The sequence below is a fragment of the Amycolatopsis sp. NPDC051371 genome, from assembly GCF_040682155.1.
Lineage (GTDB): Bacteria > Actinomycetota > Actinomycetes > Mycobacteriales > Pseudonocardiaceae > Amycolatopsis.
This window is the reverse complement of the sequence record NZ_JBFBAG010000004.1, coordinates 19,470-41,133: the sequence shown is the minus strand read 5'-3', so window position 1 is coordinate 41,133 and position 21,664 is coordinate 19,470. Positions and strand designations below refer to the sequence as shown.

At 70.8% G+C, this 21,664-nt stretch carries 20 protein-coding genes; 12 read left to right on the top strand and 8 right to left on the bottom strand.

Features of this window, described 5'->3' with window-relative positions; all coding sequences use genetic code 11:
• The first annotated feature begins 24 nt into the window (after positions 1-24).
• From AB0M59_RS06625 to AB0M59_RS06600, 6 genes are all read left to right on the top strand, one after another.
• A complete protein-coding gene (locus AB0M59_RS06625; RefSeq protein ID WP_364609814.1) occupies positions 25-2,316 on the top strand; it encodes a DUF6779 domain-containing protein in 2,292 nt (763 codons plus the stop codon).
• Between the two features lie 264 nt (positions 2,317-2,580).
• Positions 2,581-3,684, top strand: coding sequence for a PrsW family intramembrane metalloprotease (locus AB0M59_RS06620; protein ID WP_364610679.1), 1,104 nt, complete (start codon positions 2,581-2,583; stop codon positions 3,682-3,684).
• 145 nt (positions 3,685-3,829) lie between these two features.
• Positions 3,830-4,735, top strand: a complete 906-nt coding sequence (locus AB0M59_RS06615; RefSeq protein WP_364609812.1) for a DUF2520 domain-containing protein — start codon at positions 3,830-3,832, stop codon at positions 4,733-4,735.
• Complete coding sequence (gene panC, locus AB0M59_RS06610) at positions 4,732-5,643, top strand: pantoate--beta-alanine ligase (RefSeq protein WP_364609810.1); 912 nt, start codon at positions 4,732-4,734, stop codon at positions 5,641-5,643. Before AB0M59_RS06615 ends, panC begins: the two co-directional genes overlap by 4 nt.
• A gap of 9 nt (positions 5,644-5,652) precedes the next feature.
• Positions 5,653-6,150 carry an aspartate 1-decarboxylase gene (gene panD / locus AB0M59_RS06605; protein WP_364609808.1) on the top strand — a complete coding sequence of 166 codons (498 nt, stop codon included), beginning with the start codon at positions 5,653-5,655 and terminating at the stop codon, positions 6,148-6,150.
• A gap of 5 nt (positions 6,151-6,155) precedes the next feature.
• Positions 6,156-6,932 carry a type III pantothenate kinase gene (locus tag AB0M59_RS06600; RefSeq protein ID WP_364609806.1) on the top strand — a complete coding sequence of 259 codons (777 nt, stop codon included), beginning with the start codon at positions 6,156-6,158 and terminating at the stop codon, positions 6,930-6,932.
• Positions 6,933-6,935: 3 nt separating this feature from the next.
• On the opposite strand, the gene AB0M59_RS06595 is transcribed toward AB0M59_RS06600, so the two are convergent.
• The gene (locus AB0M59_RS06595; RefSeq protein WP_364609804.1) at positions 6,936-7,337 is read right to left on the bottom strand and encodes a DUF6640 family protein; all 402 of its coding nucleotides are present in this window, start codon (positions 7,335-7,337) and stop codon (positions 6,936-6,938) included.
• A gap of 37 nt (positions 7,338-7,374) precedes the next feature.
• A complete protein-coding gene (locus tag AB0M59_RS06590; RefSeq protein ID WP_364609802.1) occupies positions 7,375-8,127 on the bottom strand; it encodes a class I SAM-dependent methyltransferase in 753 nt (250 codons plus the stop codon).
• Between the two features lie 176 nt (positions 8,128-8,303).
• Here AB0M59_RS06590 and lysS point away from each other — a divergent pair, with 176 nt between their 5' ends.
• Together lysS and AB0M59_RS06580 are read left to right on the top strand one after the other, a co-directional pair.
• Entirely contained in the window at positions 8,304-9,815 is a 1,512-nt protein-coding gene (gene lysS, locus AB0M59_RS06585; RefSeq protein WP_364609800.1) for a lysine--tRNA ligase, read from the top strand.
• A gap of 135 nt (positions 9,816-9,950) precedes the next feature.
• A complete protein-coding gene (locus AB0M59_RS06580) occupies positions 9,951-10,301 on the top strand; it encodes an Lsr2 family protein (RefSeq protein ID WP_155547769.1) in 351 nt (116 codons plus the stop codon).
• Positions 10,302-10,407: 106 nt separating this feature from the next.
• Here the strand turns inward: AB0M59_RS06580 and AB0M59_RS06575 are convergent, their stop codons facing one another.
• A complete protein-coding gene (locus AB0M59_RS06575) occupies positions 10,408-11,241 on the bottom strand; it encodes a helix-turn-helix domain-containing protein (protein ID WP_364609797.1) in 834 nt (277 codons plus the stop codon).
• Between the two features lie 65 nt (positions 11,242-11,306).
• Between AB0M59_RS06575 and AB0M59_RS06570 the strand changes: the two genes are divergently transcribed.
• Entirely contained in the window at positions 11,307-11,876 is a 570-nt protein-coding gene (locus AB0M59_RS06570; RefSeq protein WP_364609795.1) for a TIGR03086 family metal-binding protein, read from the top strand.
• 520 nt (positions 11,877-12,396) lie between these two features.
• On the opposite strand, the gene AB0M59_RS06565 is transcribed toward AB0M59_RS06570, so the two are convergent.
• A complete protein-coding gene (locus AB0M59_RS06565) occupies positions 12,397-13,170 on the bottom strand; it encodes an iron-sulfur protein (RefSeq protein WP_364609793.1) in 774 nt (257 codons plus the stop codon).
• A gap of 345 nt (positions 13,171-13,515) precedes the next feature.
• Here AB0M59_RS06565 and AB0M59_RS06560 point away from each other — a divergent pair, with 345 nt between their 5' ends.
• Together AB0M59_RS06560 and AB0M59_RS06555 are read left to right on the top strand one after the other, a co-directional pair.
• Positions 13,516-16,074, top strand: coding sequence for an ATP-dependent Clp protease ATP-binding subunit (locus AB0M59_RS06560; protein WP_364609790.1), 2,559 nt, complete (start codon positions 13,516-13,518; stop codon positions 16,072-16,074).
• Positions 16,075-16,205: 131 nt separating this feature from the next.
• Positions 16,206-17,927 carry an Hsp70 family protein gene (locus tag AB0M59_RS06555; RefSeq protein WP_364609787.1) on the top strand — a complete coding sequence of 574 codons (1,722 nt, stop codon included), beginning with the start codon at positions 16,206-16,208 and terminating at the stop codon, positions 17,925-17,927.
• 4 nt (positions 17,928-17,931) lie between these two features.
• Here AB0M59_RS06555 and AB0M59_RS06550 read toward each other — a convergent pair whose 3' ends face one another.
• The gene (locus AB0M59_RS06550) at positions 17,932-18,396 is read right to left on the bottom strand and encodes a YbaB/EbfC family nucleoid-associated protein (RefSeq protein ID WP_364609784.1); all 465 of its coding nucleotides are present in this window, start codon (positions 18,394-18,396) and stop codon (positions 17,932-17,934) included.
• Positions 18,389-18,553, bottom strand: a complete 165-nt coding sequence (locus AB0M59_RS06545; protein ID WP_364609781.1) for a hypothetical protein — start codon at positions 18,551-18,553, stop codon at positions 18,389-18,391. Before AB0M59_RS06545 ends, AB0M59_RS06550 begins: the two co-directional genes overlap by 8 nt.
• Positions 18,554-18,679: 126 nt before the next feature.
• Between AB0M59_RS06545 and AB0M59_RS06540 the strand changes: the two genes are divergently transcribed.
• Positions 18,680-19,342 carry a hypothetical protein gene (locus AB0M59_RS06540; RefSeq protein ID WP_364609778.1) on the top strand — a complete coding sequence of 221 codons (663 nt, stop codon included), beginning with the start codon at positions 18,680-18,682 and terminating at the stop codon, positions 19,340-19,342.
• Between the two features lie 20 nt (positions 19,343-19,362).
• On the opposite strand, the gene pcp is transcribed toward AB0M59_RS06540, so the two are convergent.
• Positions 19,363-20,001, bottom strand: a complete 639-nt coding sequence (gene pcp, locus AB0M59_RS06535) for a pyroglutamyl-peptidase I (RefSeq protein ID WP_364609775.1) — start codon at positions 19,999-20,001, stop codon at positions 19,363-19,365.
• Between the two features lie 77 nt (positions 20,002-20,078).
• Positions 20,079-21,512: a M1 family metallopeptidase gene (locus AB0M59_RS06530; RefSeq protein ID WP_364609772.1), complete on the bottom strand. Its 1,434-nt coding sequence runs from the start codon at positions 21,510-21,512 to the stop codon at positions 20,079-20,081.
• Positions 21,513-21,664 lie beyond the last annotated feature (152 nt).

Below are 21,664 nucleotides of genomic sequence, written 5' to 3'. Positions count from 1 at the left end.
TTACGAGCAGGTACGGTGTCAGGCATGACCGGCGTGGGTGACGACTCGCGCGGCCGCCTACTGGGCAGGCCGTGGCTCGTCGTCGGATTCGTCCTCGCCATCGGAGCCACCCTCGCACTGGTGCTCAGCGACGATCTCCGCTATCTCCGGCTCGGGATCGTCGCCGCCCTCTGGGCTGCCCTGATCGGCGCTTTTCTCGCCGTGAAGTACCGCAAGCACGCGGCACAGAGCGAGGACGCGGTCTCCGAGGCGCAGGCTGTGTACGAACTGGAGCTGGAACGCGAGATCGCGGCCCGGCGAGAATTCGAGCTGGAGGTGGAGGCGGAGAACCGCAGTGAGTCCGACTCCCGCGGCCGCGAGGAACTGCAGGCGCTGCGCGCCGAGGTGTCCGCGCTCCGCGACAGTCTTCAGTCGCTGTTCGGCGGCGAGGTGCTGCTCGAACGCGTCGCGCTGACCGCGCAGGCGACCCGCATGCGCAAGGTCTCCGACGAGAACCGGATGATCCCCGACGCCGCGCCGAAGAAGAAGCCGGCGCAGCTGATGGCCGGGAAGAAGCCCGCCGAAGCGGGCGAGCGGCCGACAGAGCTGATCGACCGGGTCCTCGACGAGCGCCGCCGCAAGGCGTCGAACGGCAAGCCCGCGAACGGCAAGGGCCTCGGCAAGGGCAAGGGCTTCGGCGGCAAGCCGGGTCCGAAGGCCCCGGCTAACGTCAACGCGCAGAGCACCCAGCAGATGGCCCGGCCGAAGCCGCTGAGCGATCGTCGTCCGCCGGTGCCGGCCGTCGACCCGGCCCTGAACGCCGCGCAGCGCGAGCTGAAGGCCGCCGAGCTGCGCGCCGAGGCGGCCCGCCGCCAGGCCGAGTCGCAGCCGATGCGGCTGCCGAACGCGGAAGAGGTCGCGAAGCAGCCCGAGCGCCGTCCCGAGGCCGCCGCCGAGCCGACGCGCCAGGTGCCGCGGCACGACCCCAAGACCGAGATCCGCCGCGCCCCGGAGCCGAAGACGGAGATCCGCCGTCCCGAGCCGCCGCCCGCGCGCCGGGCGGAGCTGTCGCGGCCGGCCATGCGGCCCGCCGAGGTGTCGCGCTCGGACCTGCCGCGGGTCGACCCGGCACGCCCGGCTGTGCGGCCGGGCGAGGTCTCGCGGTCGGACATCCCCCGGGTCGAGCGGTCCATGCCCGCCATTCCGCGCGTGGAGATGTCGCGCCCCGACATCCCGCGGGTGGAGCGGTCCATGCCCGACATCCCGCGGGTCGAGCGGTCGATGCCCGCCATTCCCCGGGTGGAGATGTCGCGCCCGGACATCCCGCGCGTCGAGATGTCGCGCCCCGACATCCCCCGCGTCGAAATGTCGCGGTCGGACCTGCCCCGCGTCGGCGGCCAGCCGAACGGCGGGCGTCCCGAGCCGCGCAAGGCACCCGAGCCGCCGCGGCCGGCCCCGCCCCGCCCGGCCCCGCCGGTGAGGCCGTCGGAGATGTCCCGGTCGGACCTGCGGCCGGTGACCGACCTGAGCGCGGCCTTCCAGAACCGCGACGACTTCGCCGAGCGGCAGCGGCCGAACCGGCCGATGCCGCCCGAACCGCAGGCGCCGCCGATGCCGAGGGACGCCTCGGCCTCGCGTCGTGACCTCCCCCCGGTCGTCCCGCCGACGACGCCGGTGCCGAGCAAGAGCCCGGCGCCGCGGCAGCCGTCGCGCACGGACCTGCCGCCGGTGGTGCCGCCGACCACGCCGGTCCCGGCCGCCGACGGCCGCCGTCCGTCGCGGCTGGAACAGTTCTCGCGGGCGGACATGTCGCCGATCCTCGACGAGCCGGCCTCCCGGCACGGCGGTTCGCACCGCGCGCCCGCCGAGGCCGCGAACGCCGAGGCGCCGATGGTGAACCCGACGCTCCCCGAGTCGGTCCGCAACTTCCAGGGCCGCTCGGGCGGCCGTCGCCGCAAGCCGGACGAGTCGCAGCAGATGCCGCCGGTGCCCGCCCCGGAGCCCACGGGCGGCGGCCGGCGCCGCCGTCCGGACGGCGAGCCCCCGGCGTGGGAAGGCATGGTCGCCGAGCGGGCGTCGATGTCGCGCCGCAACATGGCCCCGGTCGACCCGGCCGACGTGGAGCAGAACGGCAACGGCCACAACGGCGCGACCAACGGTCACAACGGCAACGGGCACAACGGCGCGAGCAACGGCCACGCCCGCAACGGCCACCGGACGCCCGAGGCGCCGCCGGGCAGCGGTTCGCACACGGCGGGCCGTTCGGTGAGCGAGCTGCTGGCGGCGAACGGCGGCACGGGCTCGACGCCCCGCCGCCGCCGTCGCGCGGAGGACTGAGGCCCGGCCGCTCCGACCGCAGGCAGAGACCCGAGCGCCCCAATGTGGCGTTGGGTGCGTCAGACGCACCCAATGCCACATTGGGTGCGTGGGGCGCACCCAACGCCACATTGGGTGCATGGCCCAGCTCACACTCGGAGGCGTGCCGTGTGTGCCAGGTGGCGTTTCTCTTCCTGTCCGGTCTGCGTAGGGTGACCCGCTGTGAGCGGAACCCTCTCGCCCGCGACGGGACTCGATCGCGGACGGCGGCCTCGCCGGATCACCGTGCTGCTGCCGGTGCTCGGGCTGATCGTCGTCGCCCTGTGCGGCCTGTTCCTGTTCGGCCTGGCCACGGCGCGGGTCGGCCCCCTCGCCGTCACCATCGGGGTCCTCGCCGCGCTCGTGCCGGTCGTGGGCGTCGTCGCCGGGTTCCTCTGGGTCGACCGCTGGGAGCCCGAACCGGCGAAGTTCCTGCTGCTCGCCTTCGCCTGGGGCGCCTGCATCGCGACGATCACCGCGCTGCTCATCAACACCACCGCCGAGGCGGTCGGGGACGAGCTGCTCGGCAAGGGCAGCGGCAACACCGTCGCCGCGCTGGTGTCCGCGCCCGTCGTCGAGGAGGCCGCGAAGGCGCTCTTCGTCGTCCTCATCCTCTGGCGCCGGTCCAGCGAGTTCGACGGCGTCGTGGACGGTGTCGTCTACGCCGGGTTCAGCGCCGCCGGCTTCGCGTTCACCGAGAACATCTACTACTTCGGCCGCGCCTTCAACGACTACGGCTTCGGCGACGGCCACAGCCAGGGCGTCATCACGGCGTTCTTCCTCCGCGGTGTCCTCGCGCCGTTCACGCACCCGCTGTTCGCCGTGCTCACCGGCATCGGGATCGGCATCGCCGCGCGGACCACCACGAAGTTCCTCAAGGTCCTGGCGCCGCTCGCCGGCTACCTGGCCGCCGTCTGCCTGCACGCGCTGTGGAACAGCGCCGCGCTGCTCGGCGGATCGAAGTTCCTGACCGTCTACTTCCTGATCATGCTGCCGCTGTTCCTCGGCGTGGTCTACCTGGTCGTCCTCCAGCGACGGCGGGAGCAGCGGATCATCGCCACCGCCCTGCCGCACATGGCCGCGGCGCGCTGGATCGCGCCGTCGGAGGTCGACCTGCTGGCCAGCCTGCCCGGCCGCCGGGCCTGGCGGCGGCAGGCGAAGCGCCAGTCCGGCAAACGGGCGGCCAAAGCCGTCGCCGTCTACCAGGCGAGCGTGACGGAGCTCGCGTTCCTGGACCGCCGGGAGCTCACCGCCGACTCCGACCGGCAACGCCAGCAGGAGCTGCTGCGCACGTTGAAGGCCGCTCGGGCGGAGGCGACGCGCCTCGCCGACGAGGCCGACCGAGGGTGACCCGGTCCGGGTGAAGCTGGTCACCCGAGTTCAACGCTTCGCGCTCAATCGAGTTAGTCTCGCGCCGTTCGTCCGGTACCCCGGAACGGGACTGGAACGAGAGCAGAGGGAGTCTGCGAACCATGAGCGTCCACAGGCGCACGCCATGAACAGGCCCGCTCGCCTCGCGGTCGGCGTCGTTTCCGCCGGCCGGGTGGGCAGCGTGCTCGGCGCCGCACTGGCCCGGGCGGGGCACACCGTGGTCGCCGCGTCGGGGCTGTCCGCGGCGTCGCTGGCCCGTGCCGAACGCCTCCTGCCCGACGTGCCGCTGCTGCCGCCCGACGAGACCGTCCGCCGGGCGGACCTGGTGCTGCTCGCCCTCCCCGACGACGCGCTGGCGGGGATGGTCCGCGGGCTCGTCGCGACGGGGTCGCTGCGGCCCGGGCAGATCGTCGTGCACACCTCCGGCGCGCAGGGCATCGACGTGCTGGCGCCCGCGGCCGAGGCCGGGGCGCTGCCGCTCGCGCTGCACCCGGTGATGACGTTCACCGGCCGCGAGGAGGACCTCGAGCGGCTGGCGGCGTGCAGCATCGGCGTCACCGCGGCGGCCGACGACGACGCCGCATGGAGCGTCGGCGAGGCCCTCGCCGTCGAGATGGGTGCCGAGCCGGTGCGCATCCCCGACTCCGCGCGAGCGCTCTACCACGCAGCGTTGACCCACGGCGCGAACCACCTGATGACGCTGGTCGCCGACTGCGCGGAAGTCTTGCGGGAAGCGGGAATCGCGCACTCCGAACGCCTGGTGGCGCCACTGCTTTCGGCGGCGTTGGATAATGTGCTCCGACACGGCGACCGCGCGCTCACCGGCCCGGTCGCGCGTGGCGACGCCGGCACCGTCCGCAAGCACCTCGAGGTGCTGGCGGACCGGGCGCCGGACGTGGCGCCGGCCTACCGCGCGCTGGCCAGGCGCACGGTGGCGCGTTCGTCGGCTGCCGGGCTGCTGGACACCGCGGCCGCCAAAGACCTCACCGAACTCCTCGACGATCCCGCCGAAGGGCACCAAGACCAGTGACCACACCGAAATTCAGCCGCGGCACGCTGAACACGTTCGCGTCGCCCGAGCAGATGAGCCAGGTCAGCCGGGCTCTGCACGGCGTCGGCCGCAAGCTGGCGCTCGTGCCGACCATGGGCGCGCTGCACGCCGGGCACCGCGAGCTGATCCGCCGCGCGAAGCGGCTGCCGAACAACGTCGTGGCGACCTCGATCTTCGTCAACCCGCTGCAGTTCGGCGAGGGCGAGGACTTCGAGGCGTACCCGCGGCCGCTGGAGGCCGATCTCGCCGTGCTGGGCGAGGACGGCGTCGAAATCGCGTTCACGCCCAGCGCCGACGCGCTCTACGGCGAAGGCGCCGCGGTGACCGTGCACCCGGGCCCGCTCGGCGAGGAGCTGGAGGGCGCTGTCCGGCCCGGCCACTTCGCCGGCGTGCTCACCGTCGTGGCGAAGCTGTTCAACCTGCTTCGCCCGGATTACGCGCTCTTCGGGGAGAAGGACTACCAGCAACTGGTCCTGATCAAGCGGATGGTGCGGGACCTGAACATCGACACGCACGTCATCGGCGTGCCGACCGTGCGGGAACGCGACGGGCTGGCGCTGTCGTCGCGCAACGTCTACCTGACGCCGGAGCAGCGTGAAGACGCCGTCGTCCTGTCGGCCGCCCTCACCGCGGGGGCGTTCGTCGGGCGCGACGGTGCCGAGGCGGTCCTCGAGACCGCGTGGAAGACCCTCGCCGCGCGGCCGGCGGTCGAGGTGGATTACCTGGAGTTGAGGGGAACCGACCTCGGGCCCGCGCCCGTCGATGGTGAAGCACGACTGTTGATCGCGGCCCGGGTGGGGAGTACCCGGCTGATCGACAACGTCCCGGTGTTGCTCGGTGCTTCGGTAGATCACCCGGCGCATCCGGAGCGGGACGCAGGGGAATAGGAGTCCACGATGTACCGCACCATGCTCAAGTCGAAGATCCACCGCGTCACCGTGACCCAGGCCGACCTGCACTACGTCGGCTCGGTCACCGTCGACCAGGACCTGATGGAGGCCGCGGACCTGCTGCCGGGAGAACAGGTGTCCATTGTGGACATCACCAACGGCGCCCGGCTGGAGACCTACGTCATCAAGGGCGAACGCGGCAGCGGGGTGCTCGGCATCAACGGCGCCGCGGCGCACCTGGTGCACCCGGGCGACCTGGTCATCCTCATTTCGTACGGCCAGATGGACGACGCCGAAGCCGCGACGTACGAGCCGCGCGTGGTGTTCGTCGACGCGGACAACCGGATCGTCCACCGGCACGCCGACCCGGGCTACGCGCCCGAGGGGTCGGGGCTGCTGTCCGGCACGGTGACCCTGCCGCCGGAGGAGGAGACGGCGGTGTTCCCGGTCGCGGAGACGGCGGACGCCCGCCGCCTCGACGCGCTGCTGCACGCGGAAAGCTGACCCGCTTGCTGCTCACCGTCGACGTCGGCAACACGAACATCGTGCTGGGGCTGTACTCCGGCACCGAACTGGTCGGGGACTGGCGCATGCGCACGGACGCGCGCATGACGGCCGACGAGCTGGCGTTGACGGTGCGCGGCCTGCTGGGCCCGCACGCGGACTCGGTTTCCGGGATCAGTGCTTTGTCGACGGTGCCGGCGGTGCTGCGTGAGCTGCGGGTGATGCTGGCGCGGTACTACGACCGGGTGCCGAAGATCGTGGTGGAGCCGGGGGTCCGCACGGGCGTGGCCCTGCTGGTGGACAACCCGAAGGAGGTGGGCGCGGACCGGCTGGTGAACACGCTGGCCGCGCACCACCTCCACGACACGGCTTGTGTGGTGGTCGACTTCGGGACGTCCACCAATGTGGACGCCATTTCCGCCCGGGGCGAGTTCCTGGGCGGGGCTTTCGCGCCGGGGATCGAGATCTCGGTGGACGCCTTGGCGTTGCGGGCGGCGGCTTTGCGGAAGGTCGAGCTGGTGCCGCCGCGGTCGGTGATCGGGAAGAACACTGTGGAGTGTCTGCAGTCGGGGATCCTCTACGGTTTCGCCGGGCAGGTCGACGGGTTGGTCAAGCGGATCGTGCGCGAGCTGTCGCCGGGCGGGACGGAACCGGTGGCGGTGCTGGCGACGGGCGGTTTGGCGCCGCTGGTGATCAGCGAGTCGGAGACGATCACCGAGCACGTGCCGGATTTGACGCTGCTCGGGCTCCGGCTGGTGTTCGAGCGGAACATCCGCCCCTGACGGCTAGCCGCGGGCCAGCCGGCGCCGCTCCAGCACGTAGCCCAGCGCGGTGACCGCCAACGCCGGGAAGGCCACCACGGCCTGGGGGAACTTGGCCGTTCCGGGTGGGTCCACCGCCTTCGACCCCGGATAGGCCAGCGCCGAGATCTGCGTCAGCCAGTACAGCGACGCCAGGACCGCCCCGGCGTCGAGACCGGCCCGGCTCGGCCGTCGCCACAGCTGCCAGAGGCTGGTGGTCCCGAGCGCGAGGCCGAGGCTCATCGTCTGGCCGTTGTGGAACTTCGCGTGCGGTGGCCAGGCGGGGTTCTTGACGTGCGTTTCGTTCCAGTCGGCGCGGTACGGGCCGACGGCCGTCACCACCGACACCAGCGAGATCAGGGTTCGCCCCAGTGATTTCCTGCTCATCACGCCAGTATCGAACCTCTACCTCGATCGAGGTCAATCACCGGCGGCGGGCGCGGAACGCCCAGGTGCGCAACGGCAGGTCGAACTCGCCCGACGCGGTGTGCGGATTCGCGGCGAGGAACCGCCGGATCTCCGTAAGGCCCGCGGCCGCCGCCGCCGGATCCGCGACGATCATGTGCGAATGCGTGGCGATCGTTTCGACGAGGCTTTCCGCCGTGCGCCGTTGCACATGGCGAAACGTCGAGCTTTCGAAGGAATCGAAGGCGGGGTGCGTGGCCGGTTCCCGGTCGCCTTCGGTCCACGCCCGGCTCACGCCGGTCCGGCCCAGCTTCGCGAACTCCGCGACCCACGGCACCGAATCGTCTTCGTAGTTCCACATCGGCACCAGCACACCGCCCGGGCGCACTACGCGCCCGATCTCCGTCATCGCCGCCGGCACGTCGAACCAATGGAACGCCTGGCCGACGAAAACCGCGTCGACGTCGGCGTCGGGCAACGGGATCCGTTCCGCCTGACCCTCGAGAGACGTCGCGGACGGCACCACGCGGCTCAGTTCGGCGCGCATTTCCGGGTCGGGTTCGACCGCGGTGACGTCGAGCCCGAGCTCGGCCAGGCCGAGGGTGAGCTTGCCCGTTCCGGCGCCCAGGTCGAGCACCCGCCGCGGCGTCCCGGTCGCGCCCGAAAGACCCCATTCGAGCGCTTCCCGCGGGTAGTCGGGCCGGTGCTCGGCGTACGCGGCCGCACGGCTGCCAAAGGAAGAAGCCCGCCGGGCGCGGGTGGGATCACTCACCGGCCCAGGTTACCGATCCGGCCGGAAGCAGGCCGACCTTCGAGCGGCGAGCAACCGTTGCCGCGAAAGCCATCGGCCGTGACTGTAGCCGGATCGGTCACGAACGACGCAGTATGGACGGAAAGGAAAGGTAATCCGGTTGGCGTAGCGCGCGGCCGGGTTCGTACCCTATGGCCATGACCGAAAAGCCCCCTCCCACCAGCGAGCCCGCCGAAGACGAACTGCCCGAGCAGATGCGGGTGCGCCGGGAGAAGCGCGACCGGATCCTCGCGGAGGGTATCGATCCCTACCCGGTCGAGGTCCCCCGGACGCACTCGCTCGCCGAGGTGCGGGCGGCGCACGAGGGACTGCCCGTCGACACCGCCACCGGCGAGACGGTCGGCGTCACCGGCCGGGTGATGTTCCTGCGCAACACGGGCAAGCTGTGCTTCGCCAGCCTCCGCGAGGGCGACGGCACCGAGCTGCAGGCCATGATCAGCCTGGCGAAGGTCGGCGAGGACGCCCTGGCGGCGTGGAAGTCGGACGTCGACCTCGGCGACCACGTGTTCGTGCAGGGCGAGGTCATCACGTCCAAGCGCGGCGAGCTGTCCGTGATGGCCGACGCCTGGCGCATCACGTCGAAGGCGCTGCGCCCGCTGCCGAACGCCTACAAGGACCTCGCCGAGGAGACGCGGATCCGGCAGCGCTACGTCGACCTCATCCTGCGCCCGCGCGCGCGGGACGTCGTGCGCACGCGCGCCGGCGTGGTCCGGTCGCTGCGCGAGTCGTTCCACCGCCGCGGGTTCACCGAGGTCGAGACGCCGATGCTGCAGACGCTGCACGGCGGCGCCGCGGCCCGCCCGTTCGTCACGCGCTCGAACGCGTTCGACATGGAGCTGTTCCTGCGGATCGCGCCGGAGCTCTACCTCAAGCGCTGCGTCGTCGGCGGCATCGAGAAGGTTTTCGAGATCAACCGCAACTTCCGGAACGAGGGCAGCGACTCCTCGCACTCGCCGGAGTTCGCGATGCTCGAGTACTACGAGGCCTACGCCACGTACGACACGAATGCGGTGATGACGCGCGAGCTGATCCAGGAGGCCGCGCAGGCGGTGCTGGACACCCAGGTCGTCACCCTGCCCGACGGTTCGGAGTACGACCTCTCCGGCGAATGGACCACACTCGGAATGTACGAGTCGTTGTCCGATTCCCTCGGCGAAGAGGTGACGCCGGAGACACCCGCCGCCAAACTGCACGGATTCGCGCAGGCCAGGGGCCTGGAAGTGGATCCGAAGCTCGGTCACGGGAAGCTGGTCGAGGAACTGTGGGAACACCTCGTCGGGGACCACCTGCACGCCCCCACGTTTGTCCGTGATTTTCCGCTGGAGACGTCGCCATTGACGAGGCAGCACCGCTCGCGGGCCGGTGTGGCCGAGAAGTGGGACCTCTACGTGCGCGGATTCGAACTCGCCACCGGATACTCCGAGCTGGTCGATCCGGTCGTCGAACGGGAACGGCTCACCGAACAGTCGCTGCTGGCCGCGCAGGGCGATAGCGAAGCCATGCGGCTCGACGAGGATTTCCTGCGGGCCCTGGAGTACGGAATGCCGCCGAGCGGTGGCGTCGGAATGGGAGTCGACCGGCTCCTCATGGCGCTGACCGGTCTCGGTATCCGGGAGACGATCCTCTTCCCGCTCGTGCGTCCTGAATAACCCGCCTGTGTCGTTTACCGCAATGAGATTTGCACTGTCCTCCCGAAGCGGGTACTAATGTTCTAGACAAAGACTTCTGTCCCGGGGCTCGCCCCGTAACCAGATCATTGAGCAAGTCCCCGCAGGAGGAATCGGATGGCACAGAAGGTGCTCGTCTCACTGGTCGACGACCTCGACGGCAGTGAGGCGGAAGAGACCGTCGAGTTCGGTTTGGACGGCGTCAGCTACCAGATCGACCTCTCCTCGGACAACGCCGAGGAGCTGCGGGACGCCCTGGCCCAGTATGTCGAGCACGCGCGTCGCGCGGGTGGCCGCAAGCGCGCTTCGGTGCGCCCGGTCGCGGGCAAGGGCTCGGCCCGGCCCGCCGCCGTCGACCGCGAACAGAACCAGGCCATTCGGTCGTGGGCGCGCAAGAACGGGTACGCCGTTTCGGACCGGGGCCGGATCCCGTCCGAGGTCGTCGAGGCTTACCACAAGAAGAACTGAGGATTCTTCAGCTGTCCGGGTGTCCGCAGGTCACCGGGACGACTGGGAAACTCCTCGAAGCGGGGTCGCGGTCGAAGCCGCCGGGTGAATTCGCCCGGCGGCTTTCTCATGTCCGGTCGCTGTCCGGTGTCCGTTCGATGTCCACTCGCGCCGTCCGGGCGTACTCGGCGGGCGGCTGACCCGTCACCGCGTGGAAATCGCGGATGAAGTGCGACTGGTCGCTATAGCCCAGTCGAACCGCCAGTCCGGCGTAATCCGGCTCTCCTTCCGCGGCGATCCGCTGTGCGGCGTCGTTGAGGCGGTATATCCGGATCGCCCACTTGGGTGGGCAGCCGACGTGTTCGGCGAACAACCGCTGCACGGACCGGGTGGTTAGTCCAGTATGCGCGCACAGTTGCGCCACGCGGGTAATTCCGGGATCCCGTGCGATTGTTTCCACGGCCTCGGCGGCCCGTCGCGCGGCCGTCGACAGCTCGGCGGGATTTGCGATCAGCAAGTTGTCGATCGCGTGGACCATTCGTGCGTCATCGGCGGCGGTCCGCGCCGATTCCGCGGCTTCGATCGCCTTCGGCCCGAAAACGTCCGCGAGCGGGACAGCGCGGTCGGCGATGTCACCTACCGGGCCACCGAGGAACGCGCGGAAGCACCCGGGCCGGAAACGCACGCCCAAGCCCTGGACGCGGCCTTCGAGGTGGTGGGAAAAGACGTCGCGGGCCGGGCCGTACACACCGGACGCGCCGGGGAAGAACGTCGCGTGCACCGCGAGATTAGGCAGAACGCGCTGTTCGTGCGGCGGTTTGCCGCGCAGGTCCCAGCGCAGTACCCAGTGGTATTCGACGAACTCGGCCAGTTCGGGCGCGGGCGCGTGCCTGGTCAGCGTGAACATCGTGCGCGCGGTGGCCTCGGCCACGATGCCGCGCGGGATCCGGTGCTCGCCCACGCCGTCCACGGTAGCTGTCGCGTTCCTTCAAGACGGCCTCTTGGGTCGGAGGATGGGATTGTCGGATGACTGCCGAGCTCATCCGGCCCGCCGCGGCCGAATTCCTCAGGGTCGCCCACGCCGTGGCCGACCTGTCCGCCCCGACGCCGTGCGCCCGTTACGACGTCCGCGGGCTGCTCAACCACCTTCTCTATTGGGGCCCGTGGCTCGTCGCGGCGGGACGCCGCGAGGACCCGCCGTCACCGGGTGCGGGAGAGGTGGAAGCGGCGCTCGTCACCGACGACTGGCGGGCGGCGCTGGAGAAGCAGACGGAGACGCTCGTGGACGTCTTCGGGACGCCGCCGGCGTGGACCGGCACGACGGCGCTGGGGACGGCGCGGATGCCGGCGTCGGTGGTCGGCGACATGGTGCTGGGCGAGTTCGTCCTGCACGGCTGGGACCTGGCCCGGGCGAGCGGCCAGGAGCTCCGCTGCGCCCCGGAGGCGGCGACGGCGGTGCACGAGTCCGCGGTGGCCATGGGCGAGCAGGCGCGGTCGATGGGGGTCTACGGATCGGCTGTTCCGGTGCCTTCGGACGCTTCGGCGCTGGAGCGTGCGCTGGGGGCCTCGGGCCGCGACCCGGGCTGGACGCGCTGACCGCTGTCCACAGCCCGGCTCGAATGTGGACAACTTCCCCGCTGGAACGCCGATCCGCCGGTTTTGTCGCCGTCCGCCGATAAACTGGACTCGGGGTCGCCCCCCTGGGACGGGCGGGGGCCCGGCGAGGTCGGGTGCCAGGCGGATCGGGGCTTGCTCGGAGCGCTGGCGTGTCTTGAATGAGTCATTCAGGACATCCGAAGACCTGAATGACTCATTCAAGACGTTTGGTGGGGCTGGCGGCCAGCGTGCGACCGGGACTTTGCCGGAGCCCTGCCTGGGGACGGGCGGGGGCCCGGCAAGGCCGGGTGGCCGGCATCCGCCGAAGCCACGAAAAGTCCCCGTCTGCCTGCGCTGGCTGCAAGTCGAGTGTCGCGAATGACTCATACGGGACCTCTGGTGTCCCCAATGGGTCATTCGCGACAACTGACCTAAGGCCGAACGCCGAAGTTCGGCAGCGGCCGCCAGGCACCGTCGCTTCAGCGCGTGGGGAGTTGACGCTGGACGACCGCGGGCCGGCTCAGCGGGAACAGCTGCGCGGGCAGCCGTCGCACTCCGGCTCCGCGCGGAGCAGGTACGAGAAGCAGCAGCTCTCCCTGCGCCGCGTCCACTCGCGGTCCGCCAGGCGCAACGTCGAGGCCGAGGTCAGCGGCGGGTACCGCGCGTCGAGGACCAGGGCCGCGTCGGCGACGCCCGCGCCCTCCGCCTCCGGTGTTCCGCCCGCCCGGCCCGCTCCCCACAGGGCGTTCTCCAGGGCGTCGGTCGCCGCGGCCCAGAGCGCGCGGCGGCCGAAGCGGCTGTGCGGCCCGTACGCCTGGACGAACTGGGCCGCGTGGGCCGTGTAGCGGGTCCGGAGGACCGCCGCCAGGGCTCGCTCGTCGCGGACCGCCGTCGCGCCCGGGGTGGCCGAGGCCGGGTCGGTCGGCAGGCAGCAGAAGTCGGCGCCGAGCACCGCCAGGGCGTCCGGGTACGGCTGACCGGTGCCGATGCGGAAGGCCAGGTCCGCGGGCCGGAGCGAGGGCACCCGCCGCTCGTGGTGCAGCAGCAGCGCGCCGACCTGGGCCGGGACGTGCAGGTACCACGCGACCAGGTACGCGTCGGCGGTCCGGGGCGGCGCCTCGCCGTACTCGCGCCCGAGCCAGCCGGTCAGGCGCGTGCGCCACTCGTCGAAGAACCCCGGGCCGGCCAGGGCCGTCGAGCAGCGGATCCAGTCCGCCGGGACGTCCCGCCGCAGGTCGAGCCGCCGCAGGGATAGCGTGAGGTCCGCTGTCTCACGGGTGCTCGGCTGCGTCAACGGTGTCCTCCTTAGGTCTGCCTAACCTAACAGGACTCCGCCGATCGGGTGGCTGTCGCCCCGGTCACTCCCAGGGTGCGGACCTGTTCGCGGTGAGCGGACACCGCGCGGATGGCGGAATCCGGGTGGCCACTCGCACGTTGGGGTTGACGTAAAGGTGCAGGGCAACCTGAAGATGGAAGCACTCGGAAGTCCCCACGTCCGGGTGCGGAAAAGACCGCGAAGAGCCGTAGTGGTACGCCAGCGCGACCAGTTGGCTACTAGAGTGGTCTCACGGTGCTGAATCCATCGCGGTGAAAGCACGATGGACAACGGGCCGCCGGCGCAGCAGTCGAGGGAGTGCACATGTTTGAGAGGTTCACCGACCGCGCGAGGCGGGTGGTTGTGCTGGCTCAAGAAGAAGCCAGGATGCTCAACCACAACTACATCGGCACCGAGCACATCCTCCTGGGTCTGATCCACGAGGGTGAGGGTGTCGCCGCCAAGGCGCTCGAGTCGCTGGGCATCGCCCTGGAGGGCGTGCGCCAGCAGGTCGAAGAGATCATCGGCCAGGGCCAGCAGGCGCCGAGCGGGCACATCCCGTTCACGCCGCGGGCGAAGAAGGTGCTGGAGCTGTCGCTGCGCGAAGCGCTGCAGCTCGGCCACAACTACATCGGTACCGAGCACATCCTGCTGGGCCTGATCCGCGAGGGCGAGGGCGTCGCCGCGCAGGTGCTGGTCAAGCTGGGTGCGGACCTGAACCGCGTCCGCCAGCAGGTGCTCCAGCTGCTCTCGGGCTACCAGGGCAAGGAATCCACCGAAACCGGTTCCGGCGGCCGTGGTGAGGGCACCCCGTCGTCGTCGCTGGTGCTGGACCAGTTCGGCCGCAACATGACCGTGCTCGCCCGCGAGGGCAAGCTCGACCCGGTCATCGGGCGCGGCAAGGAAATCGAGCGGGTCATGCAGGTGCTGTCCCGCCGGACCAAGAACAACCCGGTGCTCATCGGCGAGCCCGGCGTCGGCAAGACCGCCGTCGTCGAGGGCCTCGCGCAGAGCATCGTCAAGGGCGAGGTGCCCGAGACGCTCAAGGACAAGCAGCTCTACACGCTGGACCTGGGCTCCCTGGTCGCCGGCTCCCGCTACCGCGGTGACTTCGAAGAGCGCCTGAAGAAGGTGCTCAAGGAGATCAAGACCCGCGGCGACATCATCCTGTTCATCGACGAGCTGCACACGCTGGTCGGGGCGGGTGCCGCCGAGGGCGCGATCGACGCGGCTTCGATCCTGAAGCCGATGCTCGCCCGCGGTGAGCTGCAGACGATCGGCGCGACCACGCTCGAGGAGTACCGCAAGTACATCGAGAAGGACGCCGCCCTCGAGCGCCGGTTCCAGCCGATCCAGGTCGGCGAGCCCTCGCTGGAGCACACGATCGAGATCCTCAAGGGCCTGCGCGACCGGTACGAGGCGCACCACCGCGTCTCGATCACCGACTCGGCGCTGGTCGCCGCCGCGACCCTGGCGGACCGGTACATCAACGACCGGTTCCTCCCGGACAAGGCGATCGACCTGATCGACGAGGCCGGCGCCCGGATGCGCATCCGCCGGATGACCGCGCCGCCGGACCTGCGCGAGTTCGACGAGAAGATCGCGAACGTCCGCCGCGACAAGGAGTCCGCGATCGACGCGCAGGACTTCGAGCGGGCCGCCCGCCTGCGTGACGAGGAGAAGACCCTCCTCGGCCAGAAGGGCGAGCGGGAGAAGCAGTGGAAGGACGGCGACCTCGACGTCGTCGCCGAGGTCGACGACGAGCAGATCGCGGAGGTGCTGGCCAACTGGACCGGCATCCCGGTGTTCAAGCTGACCGAGGAGGAGACCACCCGGCTGCTGCGCATGGAGGACGAGCTCCACAAGCGCATCATCGGCCAGGAGGACGCGGTCAAGGCCGTCTCGCAGGCGATCCGCCGTACGCGTGCCGGTCTGAAGGACCCGAAGCGTCCGTCGGGCTCGTTCATCTTCGCCGGCCCGTCCGGTGTCGGTAAGACCGAGCTCTCCAAGGCGCTGGCGGCGTTCCTGTTCGGCGAGGACGACGCGCTCATCCAGATCGACATGGGCGAGTTCCACGACCGCTACACCGCTTCGCGTCTCTTCGGTGCCCCTCCGGGCTACGTCGGCTACGAAGAGGGCGGCCAGCTGACGGAGAAGGTGCGTCGCAAGCCGTTCTCGGTGGTCCTGTTCGACGAGATCGAGAAGGCGCACCAGGAGATCTACAACACGCTCCTGCAGGTGCTGGAAGACGGCCGCCTGACAGACGGTCAGGGCCGCACGGTCGACTTCAAGAACACGGTCCTCATCTTCACGTCCAACCTGGGCACGTCGGACATCTCGAAGTCCGTCTCGCTCGGCTTCGCCGGAGGCAACGACTCCAGCACGAAGTACGAGAAGATGAAGCAAAAGGTCAACGAGGAAATGAAGAAGCATTTCCGCCCGGAGTTCCTGAACCGGATCGATGACATCATCGTGTTCCACCAGTTGACCAAGGACCAGATCATCATGATGGTCGACCTGATGATCAACCGGGTGGAGAAGCAGCTCAAGGCCAAGGACATGGAGCTGGAGCTGACCGAGAAGGCCAAGGCCCTCCTCGCGAAGCGCGGTTTCGACCCGGTGCTGGGTGCCCGGCCGTTGCGCCGCACGATCCAGCGCGAGATCGAGGACCAGCTGTCGGAGAAGATCCTCTTCGGCGAGGTCGAGCCCGGCCAGATCATCCTGGTCGACGTCGAAGGCTGGAGCGGCAACCCCGAGGACAAGGACGACACGGCCAAGTTCACCTTCCGCGGTGAGCGCCGGCCGTCCTCGATCCCGGACGCCCCGCCGGTCAGCATCGGCGCGGGTCACGAGGAGCAGGGCGGCGAAGCCGAGAGCGAGTGATCGGCTGAGCAGCACGGAGGAAGGGCGGTTCCCCGGAAGGGGAGCCGCCCTTCTCGCGTCCGGCCCCAGCGCCCCAAGGCCGCCTTGGGGCGCGTGAGACGATGCCCGCGGGCCTTGGGAGGGGAATCCGCGTGGACGTGCTGTCGATCGACTTCGGGACTTCCAGCACCGTCGGTGTCCTCTCCGCCTTCGGGCGCGGGCCGCGGGCCATCGAGGTCGATGGGTCCGTCACCATGTCCTCCGCCGTCTTCGTCGGCGATGACGGCCAGCTCGTCGTCGGGCAGGATGCCGAACGGCGGGCGCGGCTCGATCCCAGCCGGTTCGAGCCCAACCCCAAGCGGTGCATCGACGAAGGCACCCTGCGGCTCGGCGAAACCGCCGTCCCGGTCACCGACGCCTTCGCCGCCGTCCTGCGCAGGATCGGTGAGGAAGCCGAACGGCAGCTCGGCCGCGCGCCCGGGCAGACGCGGATCTCGCATCCCGCCGGCTGGGGCGACACCCGGCAGGAGGCCATTCGCACCGCCGCCGCCAAGGCCGGGTTCACCGATGTCCGGCTGATTCCCGAGCCGGTCGCCGCGGCCGCGCACTACGCGAGCATCGGGCACCGCAACACCGGCCCCATCGGCATCTACGACCTCGGCGCCGGCACCTTCGACTGCGCCGTCGTCGGCGTGTCCCAGCAAGGCTTTGCCGTGCTCGCCGAAGGGGGCCTGCCCGACCTCGGCAGCCTCGACATCGACCAGGCCCTGCTCGTCCACATCGGACGCTCGGTCTCGCACGCCGATCCGGCGCAGTGGCAACGGCTTCTCCGCCCGCAGTCCACCGCCGACCGGCGCACGCGGCGCGCGCTGCTGCAGGATGTCCGCGACGCCAAGGAAAGCCTCTCCCGCCACACGCAGACCCACGTGCCGATGCCCGAGCCGTTCGGCGACGTCCTGGTCAGCCGCGACGAGCTCGAAGCGCTCGTGCGGCCCAGCCTGTTGCGCAGCGCCGAGCTGCTCGCCGCGACGATCCACCGCGCCGGCCTGACTCCCGCGCAGCTCGCCGGTGTCTACCTCGTCGGCGGGCCGAGCCGGATGCCACTGCTGGCCAGGCTTCTCGGGCGCCAGCTCGGCGTCGCGCCGACCACGCAGGACCAGCCCGAGACCGCCGTGGCGTTCGGCCTCCACCACGTTCCGCTGGGGAACACCGCCGACCTCACCGTGCCCGCCTTCGCGCCGGTCCGCCCGCCCGTGACGCCGCCGCGGCCGCAACCCTGGCAGCACCAGCAACCGCCGGTCCGGCCGCCTCAGTACGCGCCGCCGCCGAAGCCGGAGAAGAACACCAAGCCGTGGCTCATCGCGCTCGCGGTGCTCGTCGTCGTCGCGATCGTGGTGACCGTGATCGTCCTCGTCACCCAGGGCGGCTCCGCAGCGGAATCCACAGTGGACTGCACGACGACGGCCCAGCGCGACCAAGCCGGGTTCACCCCGTGCCTGCGCTCGCTGGCCGGCACGGTCCCGGACCGCGCCACCTGCCGGCCCGCCGACTCGGTGGCTCAGCTGGTGCACGCCCAGGTGGCCGTCACCTGCGGGTTCGGCAAGGGCAGCGCCGTCAGCTACTACCAGGGCGTGACCGTCCAGGAGATCGAGGCGGGCGCGAAGCTGCAGCTGGGCGAGGGCACCGTCGAACGCGGCACCTGGGACGGCGGCGGGCTGCACGGCCGGTACGTCGCCGGGGTCGGCAGCGTCACGGGGATCGTGCTCTTCGGCGCGGACGACCGCCGGGCGGCCGGGCTCTACGTCTCGATCGACCGTGGGCGCCGCACCCCGGACCTCGTCGCCTACTTCACCGGCGAGCTCAAACCCGCCTGACGGCTCACCAGGCCTGGTCCATCCGCGGGCCCTGGCGGTAGAAGTCGTCGTCCGCCACCGGTCCGGGTGGCGGTGCGACGGCGGGAGCCTCGGCCGACCGGTCCTGCAGCACCGCGTCGGTCCGCTCCTCGCGCCGAGGGGCGGCCGGCGCCGGCGAAGGCGTCGGCGGCTCGAACTGCACCCGCCAGCGCAGCCGGTCCATCAGGTAGCCGCCGCTGCCCAAAGGCGCCAGCAGCTGCCCGGTCCGCTTCGCCGAGTCCCGCTGCGCTTCGACGTAGGTCCGCAGCACGGCGTCGGCGATCTCGTCCGGGGACATCCGCGAGACGGCGTCGGTGAGCCGCAGCCGGGTCAGCACGCCGTCGGTGTTGACCGACAGCGAGACGGCGCCGTCAGCGGACGTCGCCGTCGCCGTCAGCGCGGACAGCTCGCCCAGAAGGGCGTCACGGTCCGGTTTCGCCTGCTCAGCCATTCAACGCTCCCACGGGCGTCGCGCGGTGGAAACCGGCGATCTCGTCCTGCCTCTTCCGGTACTGGTCCTCCAGCAGCGCGCCGGCGGAGTCGCGGAGATCCTGCGGGTCGGTTTCGAACCCGATCATGGTCACCTCTTGTTCCGGGCGTCTCGTCATGTAAACACCGTTCAGTCGCCCGCCAGGGTGATTCGCGGAGGGTGTGCGTCAGATCACGAGAGCAGCTCCGTACCGCCGAACGGGGGAAACTCGTACCTGTCCGGGGCGGCCGGCGCTCTTACCTGCATGAGCACAGTCACGAAGCCTCGCGCTCCGACCGTGCGGCGGCAGTTGCGCGAGGCGAAACGCTTTTCCTGGACCGGGTTCGGCGTCACGGTCGCGGCGTCGCTGCTCGGCACGCTCGTTCCGGCGGCGATCGGCGCCGGCCCGAACGCGACGCTGATCTCGACGTTGGTGGTCACGGTGCTGGCGGCCGGCGGGTTCACCGCCAAGGACGGCAGCGCCGCGCGCGGGATCAAGGCGATCGCCATCGTGCTGCTGGCCGCGGGCGCGCTGGTCCTGACGGTGACCGGGGTGACGGTGCTCGACGTGGTGCGCGGCGGCCCGGCGACGTTCCCGGTGGTGCCGGCCACCGACCCGGCGGCAGTGCTGGTCCCGGAATCGGTGGCCTGCGGCACGACGCCGGTGCACACGACGACGACCTGCACGGTGGCGGTCCGCAGCGTCGGCGCCGTCCCGCTGCGGATCAGCGGGACCGAGCTGGACAGCAAGGAGTTCGCGGTGGACGCGGGCGCGTGCGTCGGCCTCGAGGTGGCGCCGGGCAGGAGGTGCACGCTCGTCGTGAGCTTCACGCCGGAGTGGAGCGGCGACCGGGTGGCGGACTTGACGGTGCACCACAACGTCCCGGGCCCGGCGGCGTTCGTGGAGCTCACCGGCCGCGGCGGTTAACTCCGGACGAACCGGATCCGTCAATGCTCCGCGCCCGCGCTGACGGCGAGGTCCTCCCTTGTCCGCAACGCCGTGTCCACCAGCACTTCCAGCGCGTCGGCGATGCGGTCCACCCCCAGCGACGGCGCGGCCTTGCCGGACGCCGCCACCTGCTCGGGGCTGAACGGGACGTGCACGAACCCGCCGCGCACGTCCGGCAGGGTCGACAGCAGGTGCATCAACCCGTAGAAGACCTGGTTGCACACGTACGTCCCGGCGGTGTGGGACACCGACACCGGCACGCCCGCCGCGCGGATCGCCGCCACGCACGCCTTCACCGGCAACGTCGTGAAGTACGCCGCCGGGCCGTCCGGGACCACCGGGACGTCCACCGGCTGCGCGCCCGCGTTGTCGGGGATGCGCGCGTCGATCAGGTTGACCGCGACGCGCTCCGGCGTCACGTCGAGGCGGCCGCCCGCCTGGCCGACGCACACCACCAGCGACGGCCGGTGCTCCGCCACCGCGCGCCGCAGCGTGGGCAGCGACGCGTCGAACTCGCACGGCAGCTCCACCGCCGCGACGTCGTCCCGGCGCGCGCCGAGCAGCGAAACCGCCTGCCAAGACGGGTTCACCGCCTCCCCGCCGAACGGCGCGAACCCGGTCATCAGCACGTTGGCCATGTCCCACCTCCCAAAGCCGTCAAGGCCACCTTACGGGCGTCAGACGCCCGCAAGGTGGCCTTGACGGCACTGCAGATTCAGGCGGCGGGCTTCAGGCCACCCGGGAAGAGGTACTGGTCCGCGGGCTTGCCGGCGCCGTACACCCACGCGTCGAAGAACCCCTGGAGGTTCTTGTGCGCGACCTTTTCGGTGTACTGCTGGAACTCCTGCATGCTCGCGTTCCCGTTCCGGTGCAGCGCCGGCCAGGTCTTGAGGACCCGGTCGAACGCGGGCTGCCCGACGTAGTTGCGCAGCGCGTGCAGCATCATCGGGCCCTTGGAGTACACCGACGTGAACTCCTTGCCGGGGCCCATGTCGTAGAGCTTGCCGTTCCAGAAGTTCGCCGACGCCTTCTTGACGTCGTCCGCGTACTGCTTGTTCAGGTCGACGCCCTCCTTCGCCTCGTCCCAGAGCCACGTCGCGTAGGACGCGAAGCACTCGTTCAGGCAGACGTCGCGCCAGTGCGACACCGCCACCGAGTCGCCGTACCACTGGTGGGCGTTCTCGTGGACGATCGTCGGGACCGTGCCGGCCCAGCCCGCGGAGTAGATCGGCCGGCTCATCGTCTCCAGCGAGAAGCCGATCTGCTCGTTGAGGAAGATGCCGCCCGCCGCGTCGATCGGGTACTTGCCGAACTTCGTCTCGAGGAAGTCGAGGATCTCCGGCAGGCGCGCCTCGGCTTGCTTCGTCGAGTCGGGGACGCCCGGGGCGAACGCGCTGACGACCGGGGTGCCGTCCTTGCGCTTCTGCTTGTCGAAGGTCCACTTGTCGATCGCGACCGTCGTCATGTAGGGCACGATCGGCGTTTCCTCGGCCCAGACGTGCGTGGTGCCGCCCGGCGCCTTGAAGGACGGCTTCTCGCGGCCGTTGGCGATCACGCCCCACTCGTCGGGCACGGTGATCGCGAGGTGGAACGTGGCCTTGTCGAGCGGGGTGTCGTTGACCGGGTACCAGGTGGTGGCCGACTTCGGCTCGCCGGCGGCGAACGCGCCGCCCGCCTGGGCGTACTGCCAGCCGTTGTTGCCGAGCGACGGGTCGTCGATCGGCGCGGGGACCCCGTGGTAGTCGATCTCGACCTCGAAGTGCTCGCCGCGCCGCAGCGACCGCGACGGCGTGATGACCAGCTCGTGGTCGCCGGTCCGGCTGAACTTCGCGCCGCGGCCGTCGACCTTCACCGAGTCGACGGTCAGGCCGCGCAGGTCGAGGTTGAACGAGCTGAGCGACTGCGTGGCGCGCGCGGAGATGTCCTGCGCGCCCTTGAGCTGGTGGGACGCGGGGTCGTAGCTGACCTTCAGGTTGTAGTCGGAGACGTCGTAGCCGCCGTTTCCGTCCTGGGGGTAGTAGCTGTCGCCCGCGCCGTCGCTGCCCGGCTTCGCGGCGCCCCAGTCGTTCCCGGCGGCCGCGACCCCGCTGCTCAAGCAGATGCCGGTGAGCAGTGCGGCGGCGAGCACGACCGGTTTCTGTCCCCTCATGAACGCTCCTGTCTGGGGTGGACGTGGAACCGCAACGTATCGCCACGAACGTCCCGCCCGGCGGTCTGACGTCGCATTTGTCCGGAAAATCAACACTTCCGTCGGTGCCGCTCCGGCCATCCGCCCCCGGCGCCCGGGCGCGGTCTGGAAAG